The sequence below is a fragment of the Synechococcus sp. A18-25c genome (genome assembly GCF_014280035.1).
GTDB lineage: Bacteria > Cyanobacteriota > Cyanobacteriia > PCC-6307 > Cyanobiaceae > Synechococcus_C.
In genome coordinates this window covers 1,752,037-1,776,262 of sequence record NZ_CP047957.1, presented here as the reverse complement: position 1 = coordinate 1,776,262, position 24,226 = coordinate 1,752,037, and the positions used below count along the sequence as shown (strand labels likewise).

General features: G+C 59.0%; 22 protein-coding genes. 9 read left to right on the top strand and 13 right to left on the bottom strand.

The window, feature by feature from the left end:
- The first annotated feature begins 67 nt into the window (after positions 1 to 67).
- The 3 genes from pepN to SynA1825c_RS09805 all read left to right on the top strand — a co-directional run bounded on the left by pepN (position 68) and on the right by SynA1825c_RS09805 (position 3,325).
- Positions 68 to 2,698, top strand: a complete 2,631-nt coding sequence (pepN, locus tag SynA1825c_RS09815) for an aminopeptidase N (protein ID WP_186469129.1) — start codon at positions 68 to 70, stop codon at positions 2,696 to 2,698.
- A gap of 101 nt (positions 2,699 to 2,799) precedes the next feature.
- Positions 2,800 to 3,003 carry a hypothetical protein gene (locus SynA1825c_RS09810; protein ID WP_186469128.1) on the top strand — a complete coding sequence of 68 codons (204 nt, stop codon included), beginning with the start codon at positions 2,800 to 2,802 and terminating at the stop codon, positions 3,001 to 3,003.
- Positions 3,004 to 3,112: 109 nt separating this feature from the next.
- A complete protein-coding gene (locus SynA1825c_RS09805; protein ID WP_186469127.1) occupies positions 3,113 to 3,325 on the top strand; it encodes a hypothetical protein in 213 nt (70 codons plus the stop codon).
- A 67-nt stretch (positions 3,326 to 3,392) separates the two neighbouring features.
- Here SynA1825c_RS09805 and SynA1825c_RS09800 read toward each other — a convergent pair whose 3' ends face one another.
- Together SynA1825c_RS09800 and SynA1825c_RS09795 are read right to left on the bottom strand one after the other, a co-directional pair.
- Entirely contained in the window at positions 3,393 to 4,526 is a 1,134-nt protein-coding gene (locus SynA1825c_RS09800) for a glycoside hydrolase family 10 protein (protein ID WP_186469126.1), read from the bottom strand.
- A 25-nt stretch (positions 4,527 to 4,551) separates the two neighbouring features.
- A complete protein-coding gene (locus SynA1825c_RS09795; RefSeq protein WP_186469125.1) occupies positions 4,552 to 5,547 on the bottom strand; it encodes a ribose-phosphate pyrophosphokinase in 996 nt (331 codons plus the stop codon).
- Positions 5,548 to 5,645: 98 nt separating this feature from the next.
- On the opposite strand from SynA1825c_RS09795, the gene SynA1825c_RS09790 reads away from it, so the two are divergent.
- The gene (locus SynA1825c_RS09790) at positions 5,646 to 6,179 is read left to right on the top strand and encodes a hypothetical protein (protein WP_186469124.1); all 534 of its coding nucleotides are present in this window, start codon (positions 5,646 to 5,648) and stop codon (positions 6,177 to 6,179) included.
- Here the strand turns inward: SynA1825c_RS09790 and SynA1825c_RS09785 are convergent.
- A complete protein-coding gene (locus tag SynA1825c_RS09785) occupies positions 6,118 to 7,113 on the bottom strand; it encodes an LCP family protein (protein ID WP_186469123.1) in 996 nt (331 codons plus the stop codon). The genes SynA1825c_RS09790 and SynA1825c_RS09785 overlap by 62 nt on opposite strands.
- A 77-nt stretch (positions 7,114 to 7,190) precedes the next feature.
- Between SynA1825c_RS09785 and SynA1825c_RS09780 the strand changes: the two genes are divergently transcribed.
- Both SynA1825c_RS09780 and malQ read left to right on the top strand, forming a co-directional pair.
- A complete protein-coding gene (locus tag SynA1825c_RS09780) occupies positions 7,191 to 8,219 on the top strand; it encodes an NAD(P)-dependent oxidoreductase (protein WP_370523147.1) in 1,029 nt (342 codons plus the stop codon).
- 34 nt (positions 8,220 to 8,253) lie between these two features.
- Positions 8,254 to 9,774: a 4-alpha-glucanotransferase gene (gene malQ, locus SynA1825c_RS09775; protein ID WP_186469121.1), complete on the top strand. Its 1,521-nt coding sequence runs from the start codon at positions 8,254 to 8,256 to the stop codon at positions 9,772 to 9,774.
- On the opposite strand, the gene SynA1825c_RS09770 is transcribed toward malQ, so the two are convergent.
- From SynA1825c_RS09770 to SynA1825c_RS09755, 4 genes are read right to left on the bottom strand one after another with little or no spacing between them, the layout of a single operon-like run.
- On the bottom strand, positions 9,738 to 10,532 hold the full coding sequence (locus SynA1825c_RS09770) for a RodZ family helix-turn-helix domain-containing protein (RefSeq protein WP_186469120.1): 795 nt from the start codon (positions 10,530 to 10,532) through the stop codon (positions 9,738 to 9,740). The genes malQ and SynA1825c_RS09770 overlap by 37 nt on opposite strands.
- A 19-nt stretch (positions 10,533 to 10,551) precedes the next feature.
- Positions 10,552 to 11,271 (bottom strand): pseudouridine synthase, encoded by a 720-nt coding sequence (locus SynA1825c_RS09765; RefSeq protein WP_186469119.1) that lies wholly within the window; start codon positions 11,269 to 11,271, stop codon positions 10,552 to 10,554.
- Between the two features lie 13 nt (positions 11,272 to 11,284).
- Entirely contained in the window at positions 11,285 to 12,442 is a 1,158-nt protein-coding gene (locus SynA1825c_RS09760) for a sensor histidine kinase (RefSeq protein ID WP_370593806.1), read from the bottom strand.
- Positions 12,442 to 13,170, bottom strand: a complete 729-nt coding sequence (locus tag SynA1825c_RS09755) for a response regulator transcription factor (RefSeq protein WP_186469117.1) — start codon at positions 13,168 to 13,170, stop codon at positions 12,442 to 12,444. Before SynA1825c_RS09755 ends, SynA1825c_RS09760 begins: the two co-directional genes overlap by 1 nt.
- Before the next feature lie 113 nt (positions 13,171 to 13,283).
- Between SynA1825c_RS09755 and SynA1825c_RS09750 the strand changes: the two genes are divergently transcribed.
- Positions 13,284 to 14,249, top strand: coding sequence for an RpoD/SigA family RNA polymerase sigma factor (locus tag SynA1825c_RS09750; protein WP_186469116.1), 966 nt, complete (start codon positions 13,284 to 13,286; stop codon positions 14,247 to 14,249).
- 34 nt (positions 14,250 to 14,283) lie between these two features.
- Here SynA1825c_RS09750 and SynA1825c_RS09745 read toward each other — a convergent pair whose 3' ends face one another.
- Both SynA1825c_RS09745 and SynA1825c_RS09740 read right to left on the bottom strand, forming a co-directional pair.
- Positions 14,284 to 14,763, bottom strand: a complete 480-nt coding sequence (locus tag SynA1825c_RS09745) for a hypothetical protein (protein WP_186469115.1) — start codon at positions 14,761 to 14,763, stop codon at positions 14,284 to 14,286.
- A 40-nt stretch (positions 14,764 to 14,803) separates the two neighbouring features.
- Entirely contained in the window at positions 14,804 to 16,462 is a 1,659-nt protein-coding gene (locus tag SynA1825c_RS09740) for an AarF/ABC1/UbiB kinase family protein (protein WP_186469114.1), read from the bottom strand.
- Between the two features lie 67 nt (positions 16,463 to 16,529).
- Here SynA1825c_RS09740 and SynA1825c_RS09735 point away from each other — a divergent pair, with 67 nt between their 5' ends.
- The gene (locus SynA1825c_RS09735) at positions 16,530 to 17,927 is read left to right on the top strand and encodes an aminotransferase class I/II-fold pyridoxal phosphate-dependent enzyme (protein WP_186469113.1); all 1,398 of its coding nucleotides are present in this window, start codon (positions 16,530 to 16,532) and stop codon (positions 17,925 to 17,927) included.
- A 20-nt stretch (positions 17,928 to 17,947) separates the two neighbouring features.
- Positions 17,948 to 18,874: a phosphatidate cytidylyltransferase gene (locus tag SynA1825c_RS09730; protein WP_186469112.1), complete on the top strand. Its 927-nt coding sequence runs from the start codon at positions 17,948 to 17,950 to the stop codon at positions 18,872 to 18,874.
- Between the two features lie 54 nt (positions 18,875 to 18,928).
- On the opposite strand, the gene SynA1825c_RS09725 is transcribed toward SynA1825c_RS09730, so the two are convergent.
- The 4 genes from SynA1825c_RS09725 to SynA1825c_RS09710 are packed head-to-tail and all read right to left on the bottom strand — an operon-like array spanning position 18,929 to position 24,188.
- Positions 18,929 to 19,558: a DUF2993 domain-containing protein gene (locus SynA1825c_RS09725; protein WP_186469111.1), complete on the bottom strand. Its 630-nt coding sequence runs from the start codon at positions 19,556 to 19,558 to the stop codon at positions 18,929 to 18,931.
- Positions 19,559 to 19,615: 57 nt separating this feature from the next.
- On the bottom strand, positions 19,616 to 20,491 hold the full coding sequence (locus SynA1825c_RS09720; protein WP_186469110.1) for an alpha/beta fold hydrolase: 876 nt from the start codon (positions 20,489 to 20,491) through the stop codon (positions 19,616 to 19,618).
- Positions 20,488 to 21,612 (bottom strand): iron-containing alcohol dehydrogenase family protein, encoded by a 1,125-nt coding sequence (locus SynA1825c_RS09715; RefSeq protein ID WP_186469109.1) that lies wholly within the window; start codon positions 21,610 to 21,612, stop codon positions 20,488 to 20,490. The genes SynA1825c_RS09720 and SynA1825c_RS09715 overlap by 4 nt, the downstream gene beginning before the upstream one ends.
- Positions 21,613 to 21,617: 5 nt before the next feature.
- Positions 21,618 to 24,188: an ATP-dependent Clp protease ATP-binding subunit gene (locus SynA1825c_RS09710; protein WP_186469108.1), complete on the bottom strand. Its 2,571-nt coding sequence runs from the start codon at positions 24,186 to 24,188 to the stop codon at positions 21,618 to 21,620.
- Positions 24,189 to 24,226 lie beyond the last annotated feature (38 nt).

Below are 24,226 nucleotides of genomic sequence, written 5' to 3'. Positions count from 1 at the left end.
GAGTGAGGTTTTCCCTCCCACCGTTTGCTGCTGATGCGAGGCAGGATCACAGCAGCATGAGCTGGTCATGGTTTCCACCGCTGCACCCCAGTCCACGGTTCGTCTGAGTGATTACCAGCCATATCCGTTCCGTATTCCTGCCATCGCCCTGAATGTGGTCGTTGGCGAACAGCTCGTGACCGTGACGGCTGAGTTTCAGGTGGAACCGAAGCACGGCGGGGCGTCCAAAGCCATGGTGCTTCGGGGCGTTGATCTCGAGCTGGTGTCGATTGCTATCGACAACCAGCCTCTTCCGCCGGAGGCCTACTCCCTGGATGGTGACGGGCTGGTGCTCCCGAACACTCCCGCACACCCCTTTCAACTGACAACAGTCAGCCGCCTAGATCCCAAGGCCAACACGTCCCTGGAGGGGTTGTACGTGAGCGGTGGGATGCTCACAACGCAGTGTGAGGCCGAGGGATTCCGGCGGATCACCTTCCATCCCGACCGGCCCGATGTGTTGAGCCGTTTTCGCGTGCGCATCGAGGCCGATCGCGAGCGCTATCCGGTGCTGTTGTCCAACGGCAATGCCATCAGTTCGGACCCCTTGGCTGAGGATCCCTCGCGCCATGTAGCGATCTGGGAAGACCCTTTCCCCAAGCCATCGTATCTATTTGCGCTTGTTGCCGGTGATCTCAGGGAGATCCGCGATCAGTATGTAACTGCTTCGGGTCGTGACATCACGCTCAGGCTTCATGTGGAAGCTGGTGATGAACCGTTTACGGCCCATGCCATGGCATCACTGAAACGGTCCATGGCCTGGGACGAATCGGTGTATGGCCTGGAATACGACCTCGATGAGTTCAATACCGTCGCTGTGCGCCACTTCAACATGGGCGCGATGGAGAACAAGGGGTTGAATATTTTCAACTCCAAATTGGTACTGGCTGATGCGGAGTCGGCCACGGATGGCGAACTCGAGCGGATTGAAAGTGTCGTTGGTCATGAGTATTTCCACAACTGGTCCGGCAATCGCATCACATGCCGCGACTGGTTTCAGTTGTCATTGAAGGAGGGCCTCACTGTTTTTCGAGATCAATGCTTCACTGCTGACCTGCACTCCGAGGCGTTGAAACGAATCGAGGATGCAGCGATGCTGCGCAACACGCAATTTCGAGAAGATGCTGGGCCGACCGCGCATCCGGTAAAGCCTGATGCCTACCAGGCGATTGATAATTTCTACACCACAACCATCTACGAAAAAGGTGCAGAACTAATCCGTATGTTGCGCACATTGCTGGGCCCCGAGCGGTTTATGCAAGGAACGCGCCTCTATTTCAAACGTCACGACGGTGAAGCCGCTACAACGGAAGATTTCGTGACCGCCATCGTCGAAGGAGCCTGCTCCGATGGTCAGGCTTTGGGATTTGACCCCGATCAATTCTGCCGTTGGTACCACCAGGCTGGAACGCCCCGGGTCACGGTCGGCTCGCAATGGAATGGCGAGGAGGGACGACTGACACTCACCCTGGAGCAGATCACGGCTCCCACGCCGGGTCAGCCGGAGAAGCTGCCGCTGGTGATTCCCGTGCTTTGGGCAGCCCTTCAGCCCAACGGTCGTCCTGGGAAGGAACGCTTGCTAGTGCTCGATCAGCAACGACAGACGGTGGTGATCGAGGGCTTGCCACCCGCAGCCAACCCCCCTGTTCTGTCACTGTTTCGCAATTTTTCTGCGCCGGTCACCTGGGATGCCGGTCAGTCAACGGACGAACTGTTTGCCCTGTTTGCAGGGGATGACGATGCTTTTGCGCGTTGGGATGCAGGACAGCAGCTCTGGAAACAGCTGATGCTGGCTCGTGCTGCCGGCACTCCTGCGCTTGCGCTGGAGACACGCATGCTGGAGGCGCTCCGTCAACTGTTGTCTGATCAGGGTGAGAAGGATCCGGCTGTGTTGGCCACGTTGCTGGCGTTTCCTGGACAGGCGGAGCTGGAAGCGCTCCAGACCGAAGCAGATCCTCCGGCCCTGGAACGCGCTGCCTGCGAACTACGTGCCCACCTGGGTTCCCAGCTGGCGTCGCTGCTGCAAGCTCGCCTGAATAGCGTGGCCTCAGGGCTAGAACAGCTTTGGCCTGCCGGTCAGGGAGAGCGCCAACTCACCGGATTGATCTGGAGCTGGCTTGCGGCTGCAGGCGATGCAACGGCGCGACTTTCAGCTGTTCAAGCGGTGCATGGTGCGTCGATGACCCTTGCACGCTCAGGCCTGCGGGCGTTGCAGCCGTTGGATTGCCAGGAACGTGATCAGGCCCTGAAGGCTTTTCACGACCGCTGGCAGGAGCGTCCTGTGATTTTTGACACTTGGTTTGCTCTGGAAGCATCGACACCACGCACCGATGCACTGGCGCGGGTGGCGGCTTTGCTGGAACACCCGAACTATGACCCGATGGCTCCGAATTCCGTGCGCGCGGTACTGGGCGGCCTTGTGGGCAATCCCAGGGTGTTCCACGCACTGGATGGCAGTGGATATCGATTCATGGCCGAGCAGATCATTGCCGTGGATCAGCGCAACCCGATTACGGCTTCACGTCTGGCCAAGGTGTTCAGCCGTTGGCGCACCTATGGCGCTGAGCGCCAAGCGGCTGTGAAGATGGCGCTATCAATTCTGGCTGAAGCAGACCTGTCCACGAACACACGAGAAGTGGTCAGCCTGATGCAGGCATGATGGTTCGCTGGCTGGATTCCCCCGATTGCTCATTCGCGGAAATCCAGCCCACTGAGGCGCATTCGTGGCTACCAGAAGAGTGTCCTTCCTCTTGAGGGGTCATGGATTACAACTATGCGGTGTTCTGGCACGTCCCTCGGGGAGGTGCAGGCATTGATCGCCTCAGGGTTGCCGATGCAGATGAAGCACGCTGCGCCTGCAGTGAACGGCATCCAGGTGCCATCCTGGCTGCTTTCAAGAAAACGCAGTTCACTCCCGATGAAGTGAATCAGGTATTCATTGATTGGTTGAATTCGGTGCTTTGAGGGTTGATCAATCTTCTTGCTTAATTGTTTCGGACGAATCAATTGAGTACTTTCTTTTTTGGTTATGGTTGTGCAATTCTATTTATTTATTTCATCTCTCCTGCTCTCAATGCATCCTGCCATTGCTGAAATTGAATCCAGTGCAGGTGATGTTTTTAAGACAAGCTGTATGGGTGATGAAAAAATAGATGAAAGTGCTTATCGGGAGCAAAAATCAAAGTATTGTGATTGTGTCGCTGATTTTATTTACGAACAGCAAACTGAAATGCCTCTGATGGAAGTGATCGGTATTTGCAAGGAATCTTATCCACCATTGAGCTAGCGTTCGCTTCGGTTTTACCGATATGTTGATTGCGTCAATCAAGTTGTCTCCACCAGATGGAGATTGATTAGTTCACGCTTCCCATCTGTTGCAAAGCTTTTCTGCGAAAAGATGCCCCTTCTATGCCGCTGTGGACCCCCCATAATCCCTCCCAATAGAAGTAGATCACGCCGTAGCCTTGTTCATTGCTAAGCCGTTTTTTCTCGGCAAGAATTGGAATAGGTGTCGTGCGTTTTCCAAATCCAGCGAGTATGCCAATTTGTATGGGAAGGCCCCACTGTCTGGCCTTACGCAGAGCAGGTTGATTCAGGTCTTTGGCAAACCCTTTCAGTGAATAGGCATAGTTCTGAACGACGAGATCGTCGATCAGTTCGCCCACTGCCCACAGTTCCCAATCCTGGAGCCAGTGGTTGTAAGCGAACCGAAAGGGCCCCGGCGACAGGCTGATGCGCTGTGGCAAGGATTCTTTGTTGAGTCGCTGGCGAAGTTCACGCAGCAATCCCGTGAGTTGGCGGCGTCTCCATCTCATCCAATAGCGGTTGGTGTGATTTTTGGGAGGTGGTGCCCCTGTGTCCTGTTCGTACAGGGCAGAGGTGTAAGCGTCGTAGCCAAATTCCACGGGCCACGCGAAGTGGTCATCCAACTGGAGGCCATTGACGCGGCAGCGTTGCATCACCTCAAGCACCAGCCCGATGAAACGTTCACGCACTTGTGGATGCGCTGGATTCAACCAAGACATCTGCTTGCCGTGCATCGTCATGCTGCGGCTGCCATTCGCCTTGGCGAGCACCCATTCGGGGTTGTTTTGCACCACGGCTGCGTCGGCCGGTTCCATCAAGCCGTATTCGAACCAGGGAATGATGGTCATGCCTCTATGGCGGGCTTCTTTCGCCAGGGTGCAGATGGGATCGAGCTCAATGCCGGCTTTGATCAAGGCCGGTTCAACAGGAGCAAACTGGCTGCGGTGGAAGGTGGTGCCCCGACTCCAAACGTTGGGATAAATGGCATTGAACCCAGCAGCTTGCAGTTCATTCAGGGCTCGAGTCATTTCTGCCCGGTCGTAATACAACCGGCTTGGACTATTGGTGAGCCAAACCCCGAGCGTGCGCTTGCGTTGAGCAGTGGGCAAACCGGCTGCAACCGGTGCACCCATCCACAGGGCTAACACCCCAGCAAGCGCAACCGTCAGTCGCCGACGCATCACCCGTTGAGGTCGGGTGGCTGGATCAGCGGAACATGGAGCTGACGGAACTCTCCTCATGGATGCGCCAAATGGCTTCTCCGAGCATGTTGGCGACGGAGAGCACTTGGAGCTGCGGGAATGTGCGGTCCGCAGGAATCGGGATCGAATTGGTCACAACGACCTGTTCAAACAGCCCTTCTTCTGAGAGGCGTTCTGCGGCAGGAGGAGAAAACACCGGGTGGGAGGCACAGGCAATCACACGGCGTGCTCCCTGCTGACGCAGCAGACGGGCGCCAGCGCAGATGGTGCCACCGGTATCGATCATGTCGTCGATGAGAATGGCGGTGCGTCCATCCACATCACCGATCACGGTCAGGCTTTCAGCCATGTTGTGGCCGGTCCGTCGTTTGTCGATGATGGCCAGCGGCGCATCATCCATTTGTTTGGCGAAGGCGCGTGCCCGGGCAACACCACCGACATCGGGAGACACCACAACCAAATCACCAAGATCTTGATCAGAGAGGTAATCCGCCAGCACGGGTGACCCGTAGATGTGATCGCAGGGAATGTCGAAATAGCCTTGGATCTGAGCCGAATGAAGATCCATGGCCAGCACCCGGTCCACTCCCGAGGTCACCAGCAGATTCGCGGTGAGCTTTGCGGTGATGGACTCACGTCCAGCCGTTTTGCGGTCAGCCCTGGCGTAGCCGTAATACGGGACCACCGCGGTGATTTGACGTGCTGAGGCGCGCCGGCAGGCATCCACCATGATCAGCAACTCCATGAGGTGATCGTTCACCGGAGCACAAGTGGGCTGAATCAAGAAGACGTCGCAGCCGCGAATGGATTCCTGAATCTGGACGTACAGCTCACCGTCTGCAAAGCGCTTGCAAACCCTTGGACCATCAGGCACGCCGAGGTAGGCGGCAATCTCACGGGATAGCCCTGGGTTCGAGGTGCCGCTGAACAGCCTCAGACGACGGGTGTCGTGCTGAATCTTCTCCTGTTCGGCGCGGGCTGCAGTCAGGAATCCGGTCACGATGCCCGCGAACGAAAAATTCGGTACCCCGATCGTAGTGCTGCGAGGTCCAGACGACCCACAGGCGCTTTTCAAACTGAGCCTCCTAGGGTGATTCCATGCCTCAGAACCTCCTGGTCGTGGTCGGTGCTGGTGTCCTGCCAGACCGGCTGATGTCAGCGGCCTGTCACGATCTCGCTCGCGCCCTTGATGCCCTTCTGGTGCAGGAAGGTTGTGGTCAACCGCCCCATCCTCTGCTGCAGACGCTGACGGAGATGAGCTCTTCTGCTACCGAGCCTTTCACGCTGTTGCAGATCAGTGGTGACGCTGCTGTCGATGAATCGGGCCATGGCAGTTGGTTGGACGCGTTAGCGGCTTGGCGTTGTTCTGTGTTGATGCTCGCCGAACCCCGCTCCGATGGGCGTTTTGCCGGCATCGTTCGTGCCTCTGTGGCGTTGGCTCACGAGCTCAATCTCTCTCTGGTGGGTCTGGCACAGATGGGTGGCACTTGGTCACCAGAGCTTCGCCGTACCGATGGGTTGCCATGGTGCGGTTGTCTGCAGGGGCCGGATGACGATCCTGCAGGGTTGGTCAGCTGCCTGCGCCTTCGTTGGCAAGCAACGGCCAGAGCGGCAGTGGCTGGTCAGGTTTAAGCTCCCGAAGCAGCTGTTGACCGACCCGCGGCGCCAGTTGGAGCTGACTGATCTCGGGAGCCTCTTGGCTACTCAGGACTCCAGCAGCAAGGCTGAGGATCTCCGGGGGGGTTAGATCCGTCTCGATCTGCAATGACAGCGCACCGACCACTGTTGGCAGGAGGGTGATGGCATTCGGTTGATTGAGTTGATCGTGAATCCCGCTCAACAGCTTCTGCTGACGCCGGCGCCGATCTTCTTCATCACCTGGATTGGCTTTATGTCGCGCCAATTGCTCCGCCTGTTGACCATTCAAGGTCTGCCGACCTGCTTGAAGATTGACGCTGTAGTTCTGAGCGAGATCTTGACGCGAATAGGTCTGATTGAGGGTGACGTCGACTTCACCAAGCCCATCCACCAGAGTCCTGAGCGCTTCACGGGGCATCACCACGTAGCGATCCGGTTTCCCTTCATCGAGGCCCACCACTTCAGCAATCACATCAGCAGTGAGGGAGACACCTCCCTGCCGGTAGGTGGCTGAAAGGGATTGAAGCTCGTCTTGACCCGGCAGGTTCACCGCCAGCTCGATCGGTAGTTGAAGCACTTGTAAGGGTCCGCCGGCACTGACGTTGAGCAGCATCAGGCTGTCAGCGTTGGCGGGTCCAAGAGGTGCGGCTTGGTTGCTCATGTCATTGAGACCGTCGCCATCGAGTCCCACCACGAGCACCATCACGGGCTGCTTGGGAAGCGGTGCCAAGCTGGCGGGATCGTCGGCAGTGGGCGGTGTTTCCGCCATGGGATCCGGTTCAGGCCAGATGAGTCCCAGACCTCCCGCCATTAGGGCGGCTCCGCCCACAGCAGCAGCAATGCGGAGGATGGTGCGGAAGGGGCGACTACCCAGCCAGCGCTCACGCTGTTTCGAGGATGCCTCGCTCCTCGCTGCCTCACCCTTCATTGCGCCGTGTCATCCGTCTCCGACTCGCAGTCTGGCCTGGTTTTCCGCGAATAATGGGGGGTGTTGACGATATGCCAATGCTTGCGAACGACGCGTTCCGTGACCGATCGCCCGACCAGGTGCGCGTTGTGGTTTTCGGCGCCACCGGTTACATCGGACGGTTCGTGGTGAAAGAGCTGGTGCAGCGTGGCTACAACGTGGTGGCGTTCGCCCGCGAGCGCAGCGGCATTGGCGGTCGCCAGGGGCAAGACAGTGTTATTGCTGATTTCCCCGGCGCTGAGGTTCGCTTCGGCGATGTCACCCAACCGGATTCATTGGCTGCCCAAGCCTTTGATCAACCCACCGATGTGGTGATCAGCTGCTTGGCATCACGAACGGGTGGCCGCAAGGATTCATGGGCCATTGACTACGAAGCCACCCTGAACACCTACGAGCAGGGGCGACAGGCGGGGATGGCTCACTTCGTGTTGCTCTCGGCCATTTGCGTGCAGAAGCCGCTCTTGGAATTTCAGAAAGCGAAACTGGCCTTGGAAGCCAAGTTGCGTGAAGGCGACGACGTCAGTTATTCGATTGTGCGACCCACTGCCTTTTTTAAAAGCCTCGGTGCTCAAGTTGAAAGCTGTCGCAAAGGTGCTCCCTATGTGATGTTTGAAGGAGGAGAGCTCGCCAGTTGCAAACCCATCAGCGAGGCCGATTTGGCTGCTTTCATCGTCGATTGCGTCGCTGATCGTGACAAGGTCAATCAGGTGTTGCCGATCGGGGGACCTGGTGCTGCCTTGAGTGCTCGTCAGCAGGGGGAAATGCTGTTCAAGGCTCTCGGCAAGAAGCCCTGGATGATTTCTCTCCCGATTGCCCTGATGGATGTTCCCGTGGGTGTTCTGGAGTTCCTTTCGCAGCGGTTTCCAGCGCTGCAAGACACTGCCGAGTTTGGCAAGATCGGTCGCTACTACGCCGCTGAGTCCATGTTGGTGTGGGACGAACAGCGCCAGCAATACGACAGTGATGCAACGCCGTCCTATGGCACCGACACCCTGGAGCAGTTCTTTGAGCGTGTTGTGCGCGACGGGATGGAAGGCCAGGATCTCGGTGATGCGGCACTGTTCTGATGACGCCAGTTCCTGGGGGTGATTGGTGATGGCGATGTCGCAATCCACTGGCCTGAAGTCGCGCCGCAGAGTCGGCGTTCTTCTCCACCCGACTGCACTGCCCGGCAGCCCCACCTGTGGAGGTCTTGGCGCTTCGGCGCGTCAGTGGATCCATGCTCTGGCACGGCATGGCATTGGGGTGTGGCAGGTGTTGCCCCTTGCACCTCCGGATGGCACGGGGTCGCCCTACAGCTCTCCATCCAGTTTTGCTCTCAATCCCTGGTTGCTCGATGCGACGGACCTCGTGGACGAGGGATTCCTGTCGCGCGCGGATGAAGCGGCACTGCCAGGTGCTGGCATCGTTCGTCCCCGGCTGGATTTTCAGTTGGCCCTGGAGCGGGCGGGCGGCCTCGGTCGCGGCTTGCGACGGTGCTGGTCGCAGCAAGACCCTGCGCGACATCGAGCCTTCCATCACTGGCGCAACGATCAAGCCCGTTGGCTGGAGGATCATGCGGCCTTCATGGTGCTGCGGGAGCAGTACAACCATCAGCCCTGGTGGCAGTGGGCAGCAGGGTTGGCCCGGCACGATCAGGACGTGTTGCAGGCCTGGAAAGGTGATCATCAAGATGATCTGCTGGAGCAGGAGCTGCTCCAGTGGCACCTCGATCGCCAGTGGCAGCGGCTTCGCTGTCTTGGCGCACAGTTGGGCGTAGAGATCCTCGGTGATCTGCCTTTTTATGTCGCTCGCGACAGCGCCGATGTTTGGAGTCACCGCGACCTGTTTTCGATCGCTGCCGATGGATGCCTCCGTGAACAGAGCGGTGTACCGCCGGATTACTTTTCAGCGACCGGCCAACTCTGGGGGACGCCGGTCTACAGCTGGGGACGTCACCGGCGCACGCGATTCCGTTGGTGGCGTGATCGGCTGAAGCGTCAGTGGGCGCTGGTGGATCAACTACGCCTCGACCATTTTCGTGCCCTGGCCTCCTACTGGTCCGTTCCCGGCAGTGATGACACCGCCATGCGGGGGCGATGGCGACGTTCACCTGGTGCAGAGCTGCTCGGGTTGCTCCGACGTGATGCCGGAGGCCGGTTGCCGCTGGTGGCGGAAGATCTGGGTGTGATCACGCCGGATGTGGAGCGGCTGCGGGATCGGTTTCATCTTCCAGGGATGAAGGTGTTGCAGTTCGCTTTTGATGGGAATCCCAACAACCCCTATCTCCCCGCAAACATTCAAGGTTCTCAGTGGGTCGTCTACCCGGGAACCCATGACAACCCCACCAGTCTGGGTTGGTGGCAGCGGCTGGATGAGGGATCCCGGCAGCGCTTTGCTGCGTGCGTGGATGGTCCAGTCGACGCGCCTGGATGGCAATTACTGGAGCTCGGCATGGCCTCCACCGCTCAGCTTGTGATTGCTCCGCTCCAAGACTTGTTGCATCTGGATGACGCAGCCCGTTTCAACACTCCGGGCACGGTCGGTGGCAACTGGGATTGGCGGCTTGCGTCGTTGGATGAGGCCGTTGATGGAGCGCTTCTGGGTTACGGCTTGCGCGCCGAGGCCTGGGAAAGGCGATAAGTCCCGGCGGCCTCCTGGATGGGCTGTTGGGGACGTCCGTTCCATTGCACCGCACCCTCATCGGGTGCCGGTTCCACGCGTAACTCCAGGGGTGGAAGCAGTTGCAATTTCAGTTCACCGGTCACGCCGCGCAAGTCGCTGGTCTCGCCACCTTCACTGCTGATGATGATGGTGCTGGGTTGCAGCAGGTTCAGTTCCAGCAAACCAGGTGCTGGCTGGGTTGCCTCTTGTTTGTCTGGCTGTTGCAGGTTGAGTGCCACTGGCGTGAACGATTTGGTGTTGTTGATGGCCAGTTGCCGTTGCTGCTGGTTCAACGCCAGCAGTGAGACCGTGATCACAACGCCGTACACCACGCTGCCTTGCCAGGTGGTGAAGATGTCGATGCTGCCCAGCGTGAAGCGAGTGCGCCGTTGATCCTTCGGCAGTTGTTGCTGGAAGAAGTGTTTGGGCAGGGCACCGCTCAAACTTTCTGGTTCGAGATCGAGATATTGCTCCAGCCGGTGAAGCATGGCCACCAGGTAGGCCGGCTCGGGGAGGCGATCGGACCAGCCCCTCTCCAAGGCTTCCAGAACTGGGGTCGTGATGCGCACTTCACGGGATAGATCCCGGAGGCTTAAGCCGCGCTGCTCACGGTGCTCCCGCAATCGCCGCCCTGCTTCGAACAGGGGGTCGGCATCAGAGGCGAGGTCGTCTCCCGTTGATTCCTGCGTGCGCTGCTTTCTCCACAACGAGAAGAGTGAACGTTGAATCAGAGCCATGGCTGCTTCGCGCCCCGCCTCATGCGTTGCTGATCAGGCTCCGCCATTCTTGCTCGGGGATCTCTCTCCAGCAGCCCTCTGGTAAGGATCCAAGGGAGAGGCCTCCGATCGCGATCCGCTTCAGATCGGTCACTGGATGTCCCAGTTTGGCTGCAGTTCTGCGGATCTGGCGGTTCCGTCCTTCTCGGAGGGTCACCTCTAGCTTGCTGTTGCCCTGTCGTCTTGAGATCAGGCGCACCAAGGCCGGCAGGGTGCGGGATCCATCCAGTTCGATGCCCTCTCGCCAGCGTTGCAGGCTCCCTTGGCTTGGTGCTCCAGCCACCGTCACCTGATAGGTCTTCTGGTGCTCGTAGCGGGGATGCGTGAGTTTCAAGGTGAGGTCACCATGGTTGCTCAGCAGCAGTGCTCCTCTGCTGTCCGCATCCAGGCGGCCCACCGGGTGCAGTCCCTGCCTGAACGCCAGGGGGATCAGCTCTAAAACGGTGGGCCGACCCTGGGGGTCATGGCAACTGCTGATCACACCCATCGGTTTGTTGAGTAGCAGCACTCTTGGTGCGGTTCCCATCGGCAGGGGCTTGCCATCAATCGTGATTTGATCGCTGGAAGGGTCAGCTTGATCTCCTAGGGATGCCACTTGGCCATTCACGGCTACACGGCCTTGAAGCATCCACTCCTCTGCTCGGCGTCTTGAGCAGAGTCCTGCAGCGGCGATCAGTTTCTGCAATCTCTGTTGCATCAAGCTCGGTCTTGCCTCAGCGCACGCCGCGGGGAAGCAGCAGTTCGATGGAGGTACCACCATCAGGGTGATTCCTGGCTTGCACCCTGCCGCCGTGATTGACGGCGATTTGCTGCACGATTGATAGTCCCAGACCACTGCCGCTGCGATTGGAGCGGGCGCGAGACGGGTCGCCGCGATAAAAGCGTTGGAACATGTTGCTGAGATCGCGCTCGCTCAAGCCAGGGCCATGGTCTCGAACGGAGAGCAACCACCACCCTCCGCTCGGGAGGATCTCCACTTCAACACAGTTCCCATCGGGTGAATACCGCAGGGCATTGTCGAGAAGATTGAGCACGGCGCGATGCAGTCGACTCTGATCTCCCAGCAGCGGCCCTGGCTCTTCGGTGTTGAGCATGAGTGACACCTGTCGGTGATCCGCCAGAGGGCGAATGCTGTTCCAAGCCGCATCCACCAGTTGATCCAGGCAGACCGGTGAGTAGCTCCCTTGTTCGTGGGGAAGCACGTTCTCCAGCCGGGACAGCTCCAGTAGATCCTCCACCATCAGCTGCAGGCGTTTCAGTTCCCGTTGCAGACGCTCCACCAGAACACTGTCCTGATCAGATACGGATCCCTCCAGACGGTCACTCACCAGCATCAAAGCGGTGAGAGGTGTCTTTAATTCATGGGCGACATCGCTTACCCATCGCTCCTGTTGCTGCTGCTGCGCCTCCAGGGACTGGCGACTCTGCAGGAGCACCAGCAGCCATTCATCCGAGCCTGGCAGAACAATCGCTTCCAAGGGAGCACCTTGTTGATCCCATTCGCAGCGCTGCGGTCGCTGCTGATGTCGCACGCTGACAATCGCCTCTTCAAGCTGAGGCACGGACAACACGTGGTCGAGTGGTTGTCCGCGCACCAAAAGATTGCTGGAAAACCGCAGTAGGCGTTCGGCCCTGGAATTGAGGTAGCCGATGGTCAAATCCGGTGTGAGGATTAACCATCCCTGGGTGGCGGCGTCAATCCAAGCCAACAATTGGGCTGTGCTGAGCGAATAGCCCGAGATCACCGGTGGCGTTTTGCTGGCGTCCTGTCGTTTCCGATCCTGGCGGGGCCAGCGATGGCGCAGCGCCCAACTTGTTAACACACCGATCGTGATGCCAAGAAAGAGCGATGCGCCTGAGCTCACGGTGATTAGCCGAACCGGTAGCCGAAACCTCGTACGGTTCGGATGTGTTGGGGTGCCGATGGCGTCGATTCAATTTTTTCCCTCAGCCACCGGATGTGAACATCCACTGTTTTGGTGTCGCCCACGTAGTCGACGCCCCAGATGCGCTCGAGCAGCTGGTCGCGACTCCAGACCCGCTTCGGATTGCGCATCAGCAATTCCAGAATCCGGAATTCCTTGGGTGACAGATTCAGATCTTCGCCGTCCCGCGTGATTCGGCATTCCCTGCTGTAAAGGCAGAGGTTGTCGTGTTCGATGGTTTCCTGCTCCTCCCCGGGGCTGGGTTGGATCTGCTGTGATCGGCGCAGCAGGGCACGGCAGCGGGCCACCAACTCACGCAGGCCAAACGGCTTGACCAGGTAGTCATCCGCTCCAACCTCGAGTCCAAGCACACGATCGGTTTCGCTGTCCCTGGCACTCACCACCAGAATCGGCGTGGTGATTCCGCGTTTGCGCAATTCTCTGCAGAGGTCGAGGCCGCCCATACCTGGCAGCATCAGGTCGAGCACTAAGGCATCGATGCCTTCTGCGGCTGTTGTGGTGAGCAGTGTTAGAGCATCGCTGCCGTTTTGACAGGTTGTGACATCAAACCCTTCCGCTCTGAGGGCTTCCTGCACGGTTTCTCTGATGGAGTCATCGTCTTCGACAACCAGCAGACGCGCTGTGCTGACGGCACTGGCTAGGGCTGCAGACACCGGCAAATTCAGAGTTAATCACATTCTGCCCTGAACCATCTGCCTCGTCATTTGAGCGGAAAATTTGATGATCAGTGGTAATTTAAGAAACTAATTGGTTTCGTAATAAGCCGATGGCGCCACTGTCCCTGTTGCCTGATGTGGACCTGGTGCGCTCTTATTTGCGGGACATCGGTCGTGTGCCGCTGCTGAGCCATCAACAGGAGATCACTCTGGGCCGTCAGGTGCAGGAGCTGATGGATCTGGAAGCGCAGGAAGCGGAATTGAGCGATCAGCGTGGCGGTGACGCTGTGCCTGCGGCCGAGTTGGCCAAGGCGGCGGGATTGAGCCCGGTGCAACTGAAGCGCAAACTGCAGGCGGGCCGGCGTGCCAAGGAGCGGATGGTGGCCGCGAATTTGCGCCTGGTGGTGAGCGTCGCCAAGAAATACACCAAGCGGAACATGGAACTGCTGGATCTGATCCAGGAGGGAACGATTGGTTTGGTGCGGGGAGTGGAGAAGTTCGACCCGACTCGGGGCTACAAGTTCAGCACCTATGCGTACTGGTGGATCCGTCAGGGGATCACGCGGGCGATTGCGGAGAAGAGCCGCACGATCCGGCTGCCGATTCACATCACCGAGATGCTGAACAAGCTTAAGAAAGGCCAGCGTGAGTTAAGTCAGGAGCTGGGCCGCACACCATCGGTGACGGAATTGGCGGCGTTTGTGGAACTGCCGGAAGACGACGTGAAGGATCTGATGTGCCGGGCGCGTCAGCCGGTGAGCTTGGAGATGAAGGTGGGCGACGGTGATGACACCGAGCTGCTGGATCTGCTGGCGGGTGAAGGCGAGCTGCCGAGCGAACAGGTGGAGGGTGAGTGCTTGAAGGGCGACCTGCGGGATCTGCTGGGTCAGCTGCCGGAACTGCAGGAGCGTGTGCTGCGGATGCGTTACGGGATGGACGGCGAGGACCCGATGAGCCTCACCGCCATTTCCAAGTCTTTGAAGATGAGTCGCGATCGCACCCGAAAGTTGGAGAGGGAAGGGTTGGAGTTGCTGCGCCGCGGTGATGCTCAGTTGGACGCTTATGTGGTGAGTTGAAGAATCAAATCTTCCCTCCAATCGATGCCGCTTCTTAGAAAAATTCGTCGAAGTTGTCGAAATCGACAGCCTTGAAATTGCCTGTCTCCACCTGGGTCATCAGCCTTTCCAGCTGAACCCAGAGGGCTCCGCCCGTCAATAGTGACAGCAGCATCGCGATTAGGTAGGCCGCACCCGACGCGAAGCCGAACACTTGCAGGGACCCGCCGATGAACAGCGTGATGCCCAACAAGGTTCCCGCGAAGCTGATGGTGGTTTCAGCTGTGCCGAGGGGAAGCATGGCCAGCCGATCACTCTTCCAACCGTCTAACCGGTTCTGTACCAGTTTTGAGAAGGTCAGTCCGCAGAGGATTCCAATGGCTAGCCCAAGGCCTGCCACGAGATAGGGCGGTTGCTGAATCCGCGCGAACTCCAGCAGGATCTCGTCAGCGCTGAGATCACCGAAGGCTCCAGTGAGCATATCGAGCTCGGCCTGGTCGAGATCGACCGGGGCGTAATCCGGAGCAAGCGACATCGAAAACGGTCAGAAATTGCGGATCGCCATTATGGCGATGTCATGCAGCCAGTGGATTCAGGCGCTGCAACATGCCTCCAGCAATTTTTCTAGGGCCAAAGGTTTTCCGGATCAAAGTGCTCAGCTCCTTAAGGTCTGAGATGTTCAGGCGATCGTCCTTGATCAATGTCAGTAACAGTCGCTGTCTGAGATCACCGCCATCACGGCTGAATAGCAGACGTAGACCCGCCCCTGCCACCGGCAGCAAATCGCCACCGCTCGGGAGGCTGGTGTCGTTGCCCACCACCTCAAGCAAGCTTTCCAGTCGTTCCACCCGGAGGCTGCCGGACTCATCAAAGATCACATCGAGAAGCTTCTCGCGCATTTCCCGGGTATCACCCGCCAGCAATCGCTTGGCCACATAGGGATAAGCCACCGCAATGATCCGGAAGTCAGGATCCAGCCTCAAGGCCAAGCCTTCTTGACTGACCACAGCGCGAATGATCAGTGCGAAGCGTGCAGGAACCCTGAAGGGATAGTCGTACATCAACTCGGAGAAGCGGTCAGTAATCGCTTTGAAGTTGAACGAGCCCACTGAATCTCCGAGGCTGCCCCCCAGCACATCCTCCAAAGCCGGAATAATTGGCGTTAAATCGGCGTCGGGTGCGAGGAATCCCAGTTGCTGAAAATCGCGGGCAACGGCCTCGAAATCGCGATTAATCAAATGGACGACCGCGCCCGTGAGGGTGAGACGGTCGTCATCGCTGATCGAATCCATCATTCCGAAATCCACATAGGCCACATGACCCAGCTCGCCAGTGCGACCGCTGAGCGCGAACAGGTTGCCGGGGTGGGGATCGGCGTGGAAGTAGCCGAATTCCAGGAGCTGTTGCAGGCCGCTGATCACTCCTGTTCGAATTAGAGCCGCTGGGTCAAGCCGTTGGGCTTTCAGCTCCTGAGGGTCGCGCAGCTTGGTCCCACTGATCCAGCTGGTGGTCAGCACGCGGCGACTCGAAAGACCATCGTCCACTTCAGGGATGGTGACAGCAGGGTTCTCGGCAAACAGTCGGGAGAAGCGTTTGGCATTGTCCGCTTCGCAGCAGTAGTCAATCTCTTCGAACAGGCTGCGCCCAAATTCGTCGATGATTTCTCCCAAGCCGAACCCCAGATTGAGGGGCAGGAAGGGTGCTGCCAGCACTCCGAGACTGCGGATCAGCACCATGTCGCGCCGCAGGATGAAGACCAGATTGGGGCGCTGAACTTTGACCGCGACCCAGTGCTGATCGCGAACTCGGGCTTTGTAGACCTGGCCAAGACTGGCGGCGGCCACCGGTGAATCCGGAAACTCCTCAAATAGCGCGTCGGCAGGAGCGCCCAGCTCCTCTTCAATGGTTTTGAGAGCAGTGGCATGGTTGAACGCCGGCAGATCGTCCTGGAGGCGGGTCAATTCATCCAGCCAATCCCTGCGGATTAGATCCGGTCGTGTGGAGAGAGCCTGACCGACCTTGATGAAGCAAGGTCCGAGATTGGTGAGGGTGCGCAGCAGGGTTCGTGCCAGATTGCGCTGCACGCGCGGATCACTGCTGTTACCGCGTAGCAGAACACTCAGCACCAACCCCAAAAGGGCCCAAAGAATCTGAATCAGGCGCGGAATGCCGATCCAGGGACGGAGCAGCAGCCAGCGAGCATCGCGGCCAGGGTTGTAACGAAGAGATTCCAAGCGCAGCGGCGCTATCACGAACCTGATCCTAGAAAGTCTTCACCGCGCTCGTCCCCGTTGTTTTGAGATGACGTCGCTTCTTTCGCTGCTGCGTTCAGTTGGTGGACGGTCATTGCATTTGCCTGTCCATGGACGAGGTGCTGCCCTGCCTCCGTCCTTGCAGCGACTGTTGCGACAACCGCCGGGTCGTTGGGATCTTCCGGAGCTCCCAGAGATCGGCGGTCCCCTGGAGGCGGAGGGAGCGGTGGCCGCCAGTCAGGCGCGGCTGGCCACTGCGTTGGGTGTAGATCGTTGTTGGTTTGGCGTCAATGGGGCCACGGGGCTGTTGCAGGCTTCTCTGCTGGCGATGGCTCAGCCTGGTGAAGCGGTGTTGTTGCCTCGCAATGTCCACCGCTCCTTGATTGCTGCTTGTGAACTGGGAGGAGTGATGCCGGTGTTTCTACCGGTGCCGTTTCTTGCCGATCGCGGCCATCCAGGTGCCATGTCTGTCGCGGGCCTGCGTCGATCTTTGGACACCTTGCCTGACCCTGGCTGTCGCATCGCCGCTGCGGTGCTGGTGCACCCCACGTATCACGGTTATGCCGCTGACATCAGCGGCTTGCTTGACCTGTTGACTGCGCGGGGACTGCCGGTGCTGGTGGATGAAGCGCATGGCACCCATCTGGCCTTTCCCTCCCGCTCGGCGCTGCCAGCGTCAGCGGTTCACGCTGGTGCAGATCTTGTGGTGCATTCCCTGCACAAGTCAGCCCCCGGCTTGGCACAGACTGCTGTGCTCTGGCAACGCAACGGACGCATCGATCCAGAGCGAGTTCAAGCTGCATTGCAGAGACTTCAGACCACGAGCCCCAGTGCCTTGATGCTGGCGTCCTGTGAAGCCACTCTCGATTGGATGCTGTCGCCGCGCTGGCCGGTGTTGTTGGAGGCACGTCAGTGTGACGCCACCACTCTGGCGACGGTTCTGGCACGGGCCGGTGTGCCACTCCATTCCGGTGATGATCCGCTGCGCTTGATCTTGGCGACTGGCCAGGCGGGGATCAGTGGCTTGGAGGCCGATGACTGGTGCATGCAGCAGGGATTGATTGCCGAATTGCCGGAACCGCTCTGCCTCACCTTTTGTCTTGGCTTCGCCCAGCATCGAGGCCTAGCCAGGCAGTTCAGGCGCCTTTGGCAGCGTTTGCTTGACGAGGCGGGCGGCGAGCCCCTGGCCCTGATACCGGCACCGCCCTGCGATCGCGTTTCGGTTCCTGTGCTTCTGCCCGATGAAGCGCTGCGCCGACCCGCCACCCGTTTGCCTGTGGCCCGTTGCATCGGCCGCATTGCGGCTGAACTGATCTGTCCGTATCCCCCCGGCGTGCCCCTGCTGGTGCCAGGAGAGCGGATGGATGCGCAACGCTGTGCCTGGCTGGAACAGCAACACCGGCGGTGGCCTGATCAGGTGCCCGGTATGGTGAAGGTTCTGGCCTGAAGCGCCTTGGGATCTGGCCGGTGATTGCAGACGTCACAACCAGTAAAGGCCCCAGTCAACGTCTGGCTTCGGATCAGAAACGTCTTGTCAGCGGCCTGCTCGTTGGCCTGTTCGGTCTTGTGGTGGTGGGCTTAGGCGGCTGGTGGTTCACCATCGCCCTTGGTGTGATGGTGCATCTCGGCCTTCTGGAGTTTTTCCGGATGGCGCAGTTCAAAGGCATGCGACCTGCCACCAAGACGACCCTGGTGGCCTGCCAGCTGCTGTTGGTCTGCACCCAATGGTCCGTGAATGGTGGTCTTGCCTCCCATCTCGCCGATGCGGTGCTGCCACTGTCCGGAGCTGCTATCTGCGGATGGTTGTTGCTGCAACCGATCACCGGTTCCATCGCCGACATCGCCGCCTCGATTTTTGGACTGTTCTATTTGGGCTTTCTCCCAAGTCACTGGCTGAAGCTGCGCAACCTCACCGATGTGGATCTCGCACCAACACTCGCCCAACTGCCGGGGTGGTCGGGTGATTGGATCACGCCGGGACTGGCGATCACGTTGATGGCCTGTTTGATGGTGGTGGCCACCGATATCGGGTCCTTCATCATCGGTCGCCGCTTCGGACGTCACCAGCTGTCTCCAGTGTCGCCGGCCAAAACGATGGAGGGGGCCTATGGCGGTTTGGCCTCCTCCGTGCTGTTGGGCGTGGTTGCCGGTGCATCGCTGGGGTGGCCTTATGGGGCACTCTCCGGTGGTTGTCTCGGTGCTCTTGTTGCCTTGTTTGCGCTTGTGGGTGATCTCACCGAATCGATGATGAAACGAGACGCGGGTCTGAAGGATTCCGGTGATGCCTTGCCTGGCCACGGCGGCATTCTCGACCGCATCGACAGTTTCCTGTTCACTCCAGCGGTGGTCTTCTATGGGGTGACCCTCCTGCTTCCGGTTCTTGGCCGAAGCTGAGCCGCTCAAGATTCAATCGCTTGAAGGGTTGAACGGTCTAAGGGTTGAAGAGTCTCAAGGTTGAACAATGGCTTGTCCATTGAGCACCAGGTGCCCTCCCTGAAGTCGGGCTGCATGGATCTGAATGTTGGGGTCCATGGGAAGCAAAAGCGACTCTTCGGCATCGCAGTGGTCGACGCGGATGGTCCCCTGGTCTGCGCAGAGTTGGAATCGTTGCATCACTGGATCCTTGCCAGTGATCACATCCGCGGTCAGCACAAGTTGGTCGTTGTCGATGACCAACGAACGCAAGGGCGTCAATCCCATCAGTTGTTCGGCGAGTAGATCCCCAAGCCAGCGCCAGCGATCGCTGGCCAGGGCCTGATTGAGATCTTGGCCAGCCAGCACCACCTCTCCTTTGATCGAGAACGGGGCTTCAAGTTGCACGGGCTGATTGGGCTGGCCCGGCCGGAGCGTCGCCTTCAAGGCATCACATTCGATCTCTGCGCGCATCAGAGGCAGCTGGTCAAAACTCACCTTCCTGGCTTCCAGTGAGACCCCTTGCAGTCGGCCGCGCAGCAGTTCCAGGGCTGAACCCTTCAGAGCCAGGTTGATCACCTCGGCTGAATCGCACTGGCTGCGGATCCAGCGCTGAAGTCCACTGGCAAGGAGTTGGAGAACGGGTCCGGAGCTGGACTGGGGCATGAACGCTTCAGACCTCGAGGCGGGATCGCCGGTGCATCATCCGATGAATTCGCATCATCAGGCGGCGTGCGCGGTCGTTTGGAACCAGTTGAGACAGCGGTCAGCCACCTTGCGGGGCTGGTCAATGTGTGGGAGGTGTCCGCAATCGTCGAATTTTTCAACGCCATCCCTGAGGATCGCTGCTGCGGCTTGTTTCTGCGGTGCTCGCAGAATGCGGTCGTTGGCTCCCCAGATCACATGCAGCGGTTGCTGGGGCAAGGGTGTTCCGCAGCCGGAGAATCCACCGCTACGGGCAAAAGCAGCGAGGGCGTCCGCCCAGCCCGGGCATTGCAGATGCAGCGAGGCGATCTGTTCCTCGGGAGCGCCCACATCAGCATCAGGGTCAGCGAAGGCCTGTCGGCAAAGACCTTTGCGGACACCGGGTCGCGCCAGGAACCAAGCCCCCAGTCGATCGAGCAGCGGTGGAACCGGCATCGGCCGTCCGGTGAGACCGGCGGGGGCCAGCAACAGCAGCGAGTGAATCCGCTCCGGTTGTCGCCGCGCCATTTCGACGGCCACGGATCCACCCATGGAAGCACCAATCACACCAACTGATTGCGCTGGCATGCGCTCAAGAAGGGCATCCAGGTGGGTGAGAATACTCTCTGGGCCATAACTCGCATTAAGGGGCCGAGGTGAAAAACCAAAGCCGAACAGATCGGGGATGAACAACTGGAACCGTTCGCTCAGTAGCGGTGCTAGACGCCGGTACTCAAGAAAACTGCTGTCGAAACCATGCAGCAATAACAGGGGATCCCCATGGCCGACCACGCTGACCGGGAACGGGTCCTTTACGCCCAGCTCGGGCATCGACCACCACTGAAGGTCGTCAATCAGGGCTTGAGCGCTTGGATCGAGAAGCTCGGGTTTGAGCGTGTCGAGCAGTGATTTCAAGGCAGCACCGGACTGACTTCGGCTGCGCCCACAACTGCTTCCAGCAGCGCGCCAGGTGTGACCGGGAAGGGAAGGTGGTGCAAATCAGAGCCTTCCTTGCAGGCGAACTCACACACCTGCTGCAGATCCTTGAGACTTGCGTTGCCCAGGCCGAGATCATCCAAGCTGACGGGCAGTTCGAGCGCCTGCAACAGCGGCAGGAGTTGTCGATGGGCCTGGGCAGCTAAGCGGTTGCCTCCCAACCGCTCTTCCAGGCGAAGTTGCACGAGGACGCCGAAGCCCACTTTCTCGCCATGCAGAACAGAGTGGCAGGGTTCTAGCTGAGTCAAACCGTTATGCACGGCATGGGCGGCCACCGTGCGGCAACGCGCTCCCCCCAGTCCGCCGATCACTCCCGCGGTGAGTCCGCAGGCTTCCACCACCCGCTGCCAGGCTTCTCCCCCAGGGTGTGCCATCGCATCGAGACTGTCGAGCAACAATTGATCGCGCAACACCCGCGCCATCTGCACAGCCTGCTGAATCACACCATCCCTGCTAGAGCCGCTGCTGACGGACGCTTCGTACCACTTGGCCAAGGCATCGGCGATTCCACTCGCGAGGGTTCGTGCTGGTGCGTGCAGCAGCAGGTCGTGGTCGAACACGAGCAGATCAGGACAGCGGTCGAGAGCTTGATCTCCTTGAAAAGCACCTGAAGGGCTGTAGAGATTGGACAGCGCCGTCCAGCCGGCGCAGGTGGCTGCGCTGAGTGGAACGGTGATGCAGGCCACTCCTTTGCGGTGGGCCAGAAGTTTTCCTGCATCAAGAACCTTGCCGCCGCCTGCAGCAATCACGGCATCACAGCCATGGGTGCTGAACGCAGATTCCAAACGCTGCAGATCGTGCTCGCAGCAGTCGTAATCCAGTGTTTGAGGGGTCACGCTGAGGCTGAGACTGCGTAAGTCTCGGACGAGCTCGTCACGCAGTGACTGGGTGGCAAAACTTCGACCCAGCAGCAACGGACGTTGCGTCAGCGACTGAATTGCCGTGAAAGATTGGTTCCAGGCTCCAGCACCACGGATGACTTGGGCTGGAGCGATGGAGTGGGTCGAGACCCTTCCGTCACGGATGGCTGATTGGATCATCCAGGTCAGAGACCGGCTCCAGCCAATTCGGGCGTCCCGCTGACCGTGCCGGTGAGGTGCTTCACCACCACCTTGCCATCTTCGACATCCACTTGCGCGGAGTCGCCGTCCTTGATGCGACCGGAGAGAACTTCTTCGGCCAAGCTGTCTTCAAGGAGACGCATCACGGCACGACGCAGGGGACGCGCGCCGTAGGCAGGGTTGTAACCCTCCTCGACCAAGCGTTCTTTGAAGGCGTCGGAGACCGTGAGGGTGATGCCCTTCTCCCCGATCCGATTGAACACTTCGCGCAGCATGATCTCGGCGATTTCCTTGACCTCGTCGCGATTCAGTTGCCTGAACACAATGATTTCGTCGAGACGGTTGAGGAATTCGGGACGGAAGTACTGCTTCAGCTCTTCGTTCACCAAGGAGCGGATGCGGTTGTACTGGTTTTCCTCGGCATTTTCTCCGGAAAACTCAAAGCCAAGTCCGCCACCGCCTTTCTCAATCACTTTCGAACCGATATTCGAAGTCATGATGATCAGCGTGTTCTTGAAGTCGACGGTGCGACCTTTGGAGTCGGTCAGGCGCCCATCTTCAAGCAGTTGGAGAAGCAGGTTGAACACGTCAGGGTGGGCTTTTTCGATCTCATCGAAGAGCACCACGGTGTAGGGCCGCCGGCGGACGGCTTCTGTGAGCTGACCACCCTCGTTGAAGCCCACGTAGCCCGGAGGCGAACCGATCAGTTTGCTGACCGTGTGGCGCTCCATGAATTCCGACATGTCCAGTCGGATCATGGCTTCTTCGCTGCCGAAGAAGTAAGCAGCCAGAGACTTGGTGAGCTCGGTCTTTCCCACACCCGTCGGGCCGGAGAAGATGAAACTGGCGATCGGGCGGTTGGGATTTTTCAGGCCGACGCGGGCACGGCGGATGGCCTTCGAAACAGCTTTGACTGCTTCGTCTTGACCAATCAGACGCTTGTGCAGAGTGTCTTCCATGTTGAGCAGCTTCACCGATTCGCTTTCGGTGAGCTTCTGGACGGGCACTCCTGTCCAAGACGCCACGATCTGTGCAATGTCTTCCTCACTCACCACCGGGGTGGCGGACGTGGAGTCAATGCTGGTTGAAATCACAGAAGTGGCAACCGCGGTCGCCTCTCGAGCCTCAGATGAAATCACTTGGTCGCTCGGAGTACCTTCACGGCTGGTTTGCAGCAGGGTGCGAATTTTTTCCCGCAACTCCACTTCCTTATCGCGCAGTTCACCGGCTTTGGTGAAATCTTGATCGCGAACGGCGTCCTCCTTTTCTTTCTGAACGGAACGGAGCTCCTTATCGACTTCCTTGGCTTCGGGAGGAAGCTTGGAGTTCAGAAGTCGCACCCTGCTGCCCGCCTCATCAATCAAATCAATTGCCTTGTCGGGTAGGAAACGATCAGAGATGTAGCGGTCACCAAGGGTCGCGGCAGCTTCGAGCGCTTCATCCGTGATCCGCAGGCGGTGATGCTGCTCGTAGCGCTCGCGCAGGCCACGCAAAATTTCGATGGTGTCTTCGATGGAAGGCTCACCGACGTTGACCGGTTGGAAACGGCGTTCCAGGGCGGCATCTCGTTCGATGTGCTTCCTGTATTCATCCAGCGTTGTGGCGCCGATGCATTGCAGCTCACCGCGTGCCAGGGCCGGCTTGAGGATGTTGGCGGCATCGATGGCACCTTCAGCGGCACCAGCACCGATGAGGGTGTGCACCTCATCGATCACGAGGATCACATTGCCTGCGGCTTTGATCTCCTCCATGATTTTTTTGAGACGTTCTTCGAACTCGCCTCGATACTTGGTGCCTGCCACGAGCAGACCGATATCCAGGGTGAGGACACGCTTGTCTTCGAGAATGTCGGGGATGTCACCCGTTTGAATGCGTTGTGCGAGACCTTCGGCGATGGCGGTTTTACCAACGCCGGGTTCGCCGATCAGCACAGGGTTGTTCTTTGTCCGGCGACCGAGAATCTGAATCACACGGTCGATTTCGTTGTGACGTCCAACAACAGGGTCGAGCTTGGCTTCGCTTGCAAGCTGCGTGAGGTTGTTGCCGAATTCATCGAGCGTTGGGGTCTTGGTGGAGCCCTTGGCGCCGGAGCTACTGCTCCCGCCTGCGCCGACCTCAGCAGTTTCGCCGAGCATTCGAATGACCTGGGTGCGCACCTTGGCCAGGTCGACTCCCAAATTCTCTAAAACCCGTGCTGCAACACCTTCACCCTCCCGGATCAGTCCCAGGAGCAAGTGTTCTGTGCCGATGTAGTTGTGGCCCAATTGACGAGCTTCTTCGAGGGAGAGCTCGAGAACCCGTTTGGCCCGTGGTGTGAAGGGGATCTCGACAGCTACAAAGCCAGAACCCCGACCGATGATCTTTTCAACCTCGACCCGAGCGTCCTTGAGGTTGACGCCCATGGATTTCAAAACCTTGGCAGCGACGCCGGTTCCTTCGCCGATCAGTCCAAGGAGAATCTGCTCTGTGCCTACGAAGTTGTGACCCAGGCGGCGTGCCTCTTCCTGGGCCAACATGATCACCTTGATGGCCTTCTCGGTAAACCTCTCAAACATCGTCTAGGCCGACAGCTGATGAGCACCAACCTATCAGG

Coding starts and splice junctions, on each gene's coding strand:
- SynA1825c_RS09810 (WP_186469128.1), top strand. CDS start 2,800: ATGGATTACAACTATGCGGTGTTCTGGCACGTCCCTCGGGGAGGTGCA.
- SynA1825c_RS09780 (WP_370523147.1), top strand. CDS start 7,191: ATGCTTGCGAACGACGCGTTCCGTGACCGATCGCCCGACCAGGTGCGC.
- malQ (WP_186469121.1), top strand. CDS start 8,254: ATGTCGCAATCCACTGGCCTGAAGTCGCGCCGCAGAGTCGGCGTTCTT.
- SynA1825c_RS09790 (WP_186469124.1), top strand. CDS start 5,646: ATGCCTCAGAACCTCCTGGTCGTGGTCGGTGCTGGTGTCCTGCCAGAC.
- SynA1825c_RS09785 (WP_186469123.1), bottom strand. CDS start 7,113: ATGAAGGGTGAGGCAGCGAGGAGCGAGGCATCCTCGAAACAGCGTGAG.
- SynA1825c_RS09715 (WP_186469109.1), bottom strand. CDS start 21,612: ATGATCCAATCAGCCATCCGTGACGGAAGGGTCTCGACCCACTCCATC.
- pepN (WP_186469129.1), top strand. CDS start 68: ATGGTTTCCACCGCTGCACCCCAGTCCACGGTTCGTCTGAGTGATTAC.
- SynA1825c_RS09805 (WP_186469127.1), top strand. CDS start 3,113: ATGCATCCTGCCATTGCTGAAATTGAATCCAGTGCAGGTGATGTTTTT.
- SynA1825c_RS09735 (WP_186469113.1), top strand. CDS start 16,530: ATGACGTCGCTTCTTTCGCTGCTGCGTTCAGTTGGTGGACGGTCATTG.
- SynA1825c_RS09745 (WP_186469115.1), bottom strand. CDS start 14,763: ATGTCGCTTGCTCCGGATTACGCCCCGGTCGATCTCGACCAGGCCGAG.
- SynA1825c_RS09725 (WP_186469111.1), bottom strand. CDS start 19,558: ATGCCCCAGTCCAGCTCCGGACCCGTTCTCCAACTCCTTGCCAGTGGA.
- SynA1825c_RS09710 (WP_186469108.1), bottom strand. CDS start 24,188: ATGTTTGAGAGGTTTACCGAGAAGGCCATCAAGGTGATCATGTTGGCC.
- SynA1825c_RS09800 (WP_186469126.1), bottom strand. CDS start 4,526: ATGCGTCGGCGACTGACGGTTGCGCTTGCTGGGGTGTTAGCCCTGTGG.
- SynA1825c_RS09750 (WP_186469116.1), top strand. CDS start 13,284: ATGGCGCCACTGTCCCTGTTGCCTGATGTGGACCTGGTGCGCTCTTAT.
- SynA1825c_RS09770 (WP_186469120.1), bottom strand. CDS start 10,532: ATGGCTCTGATTCAACGTTCACTCTTCTCGTTGTGGAGAAAGCAGCGC.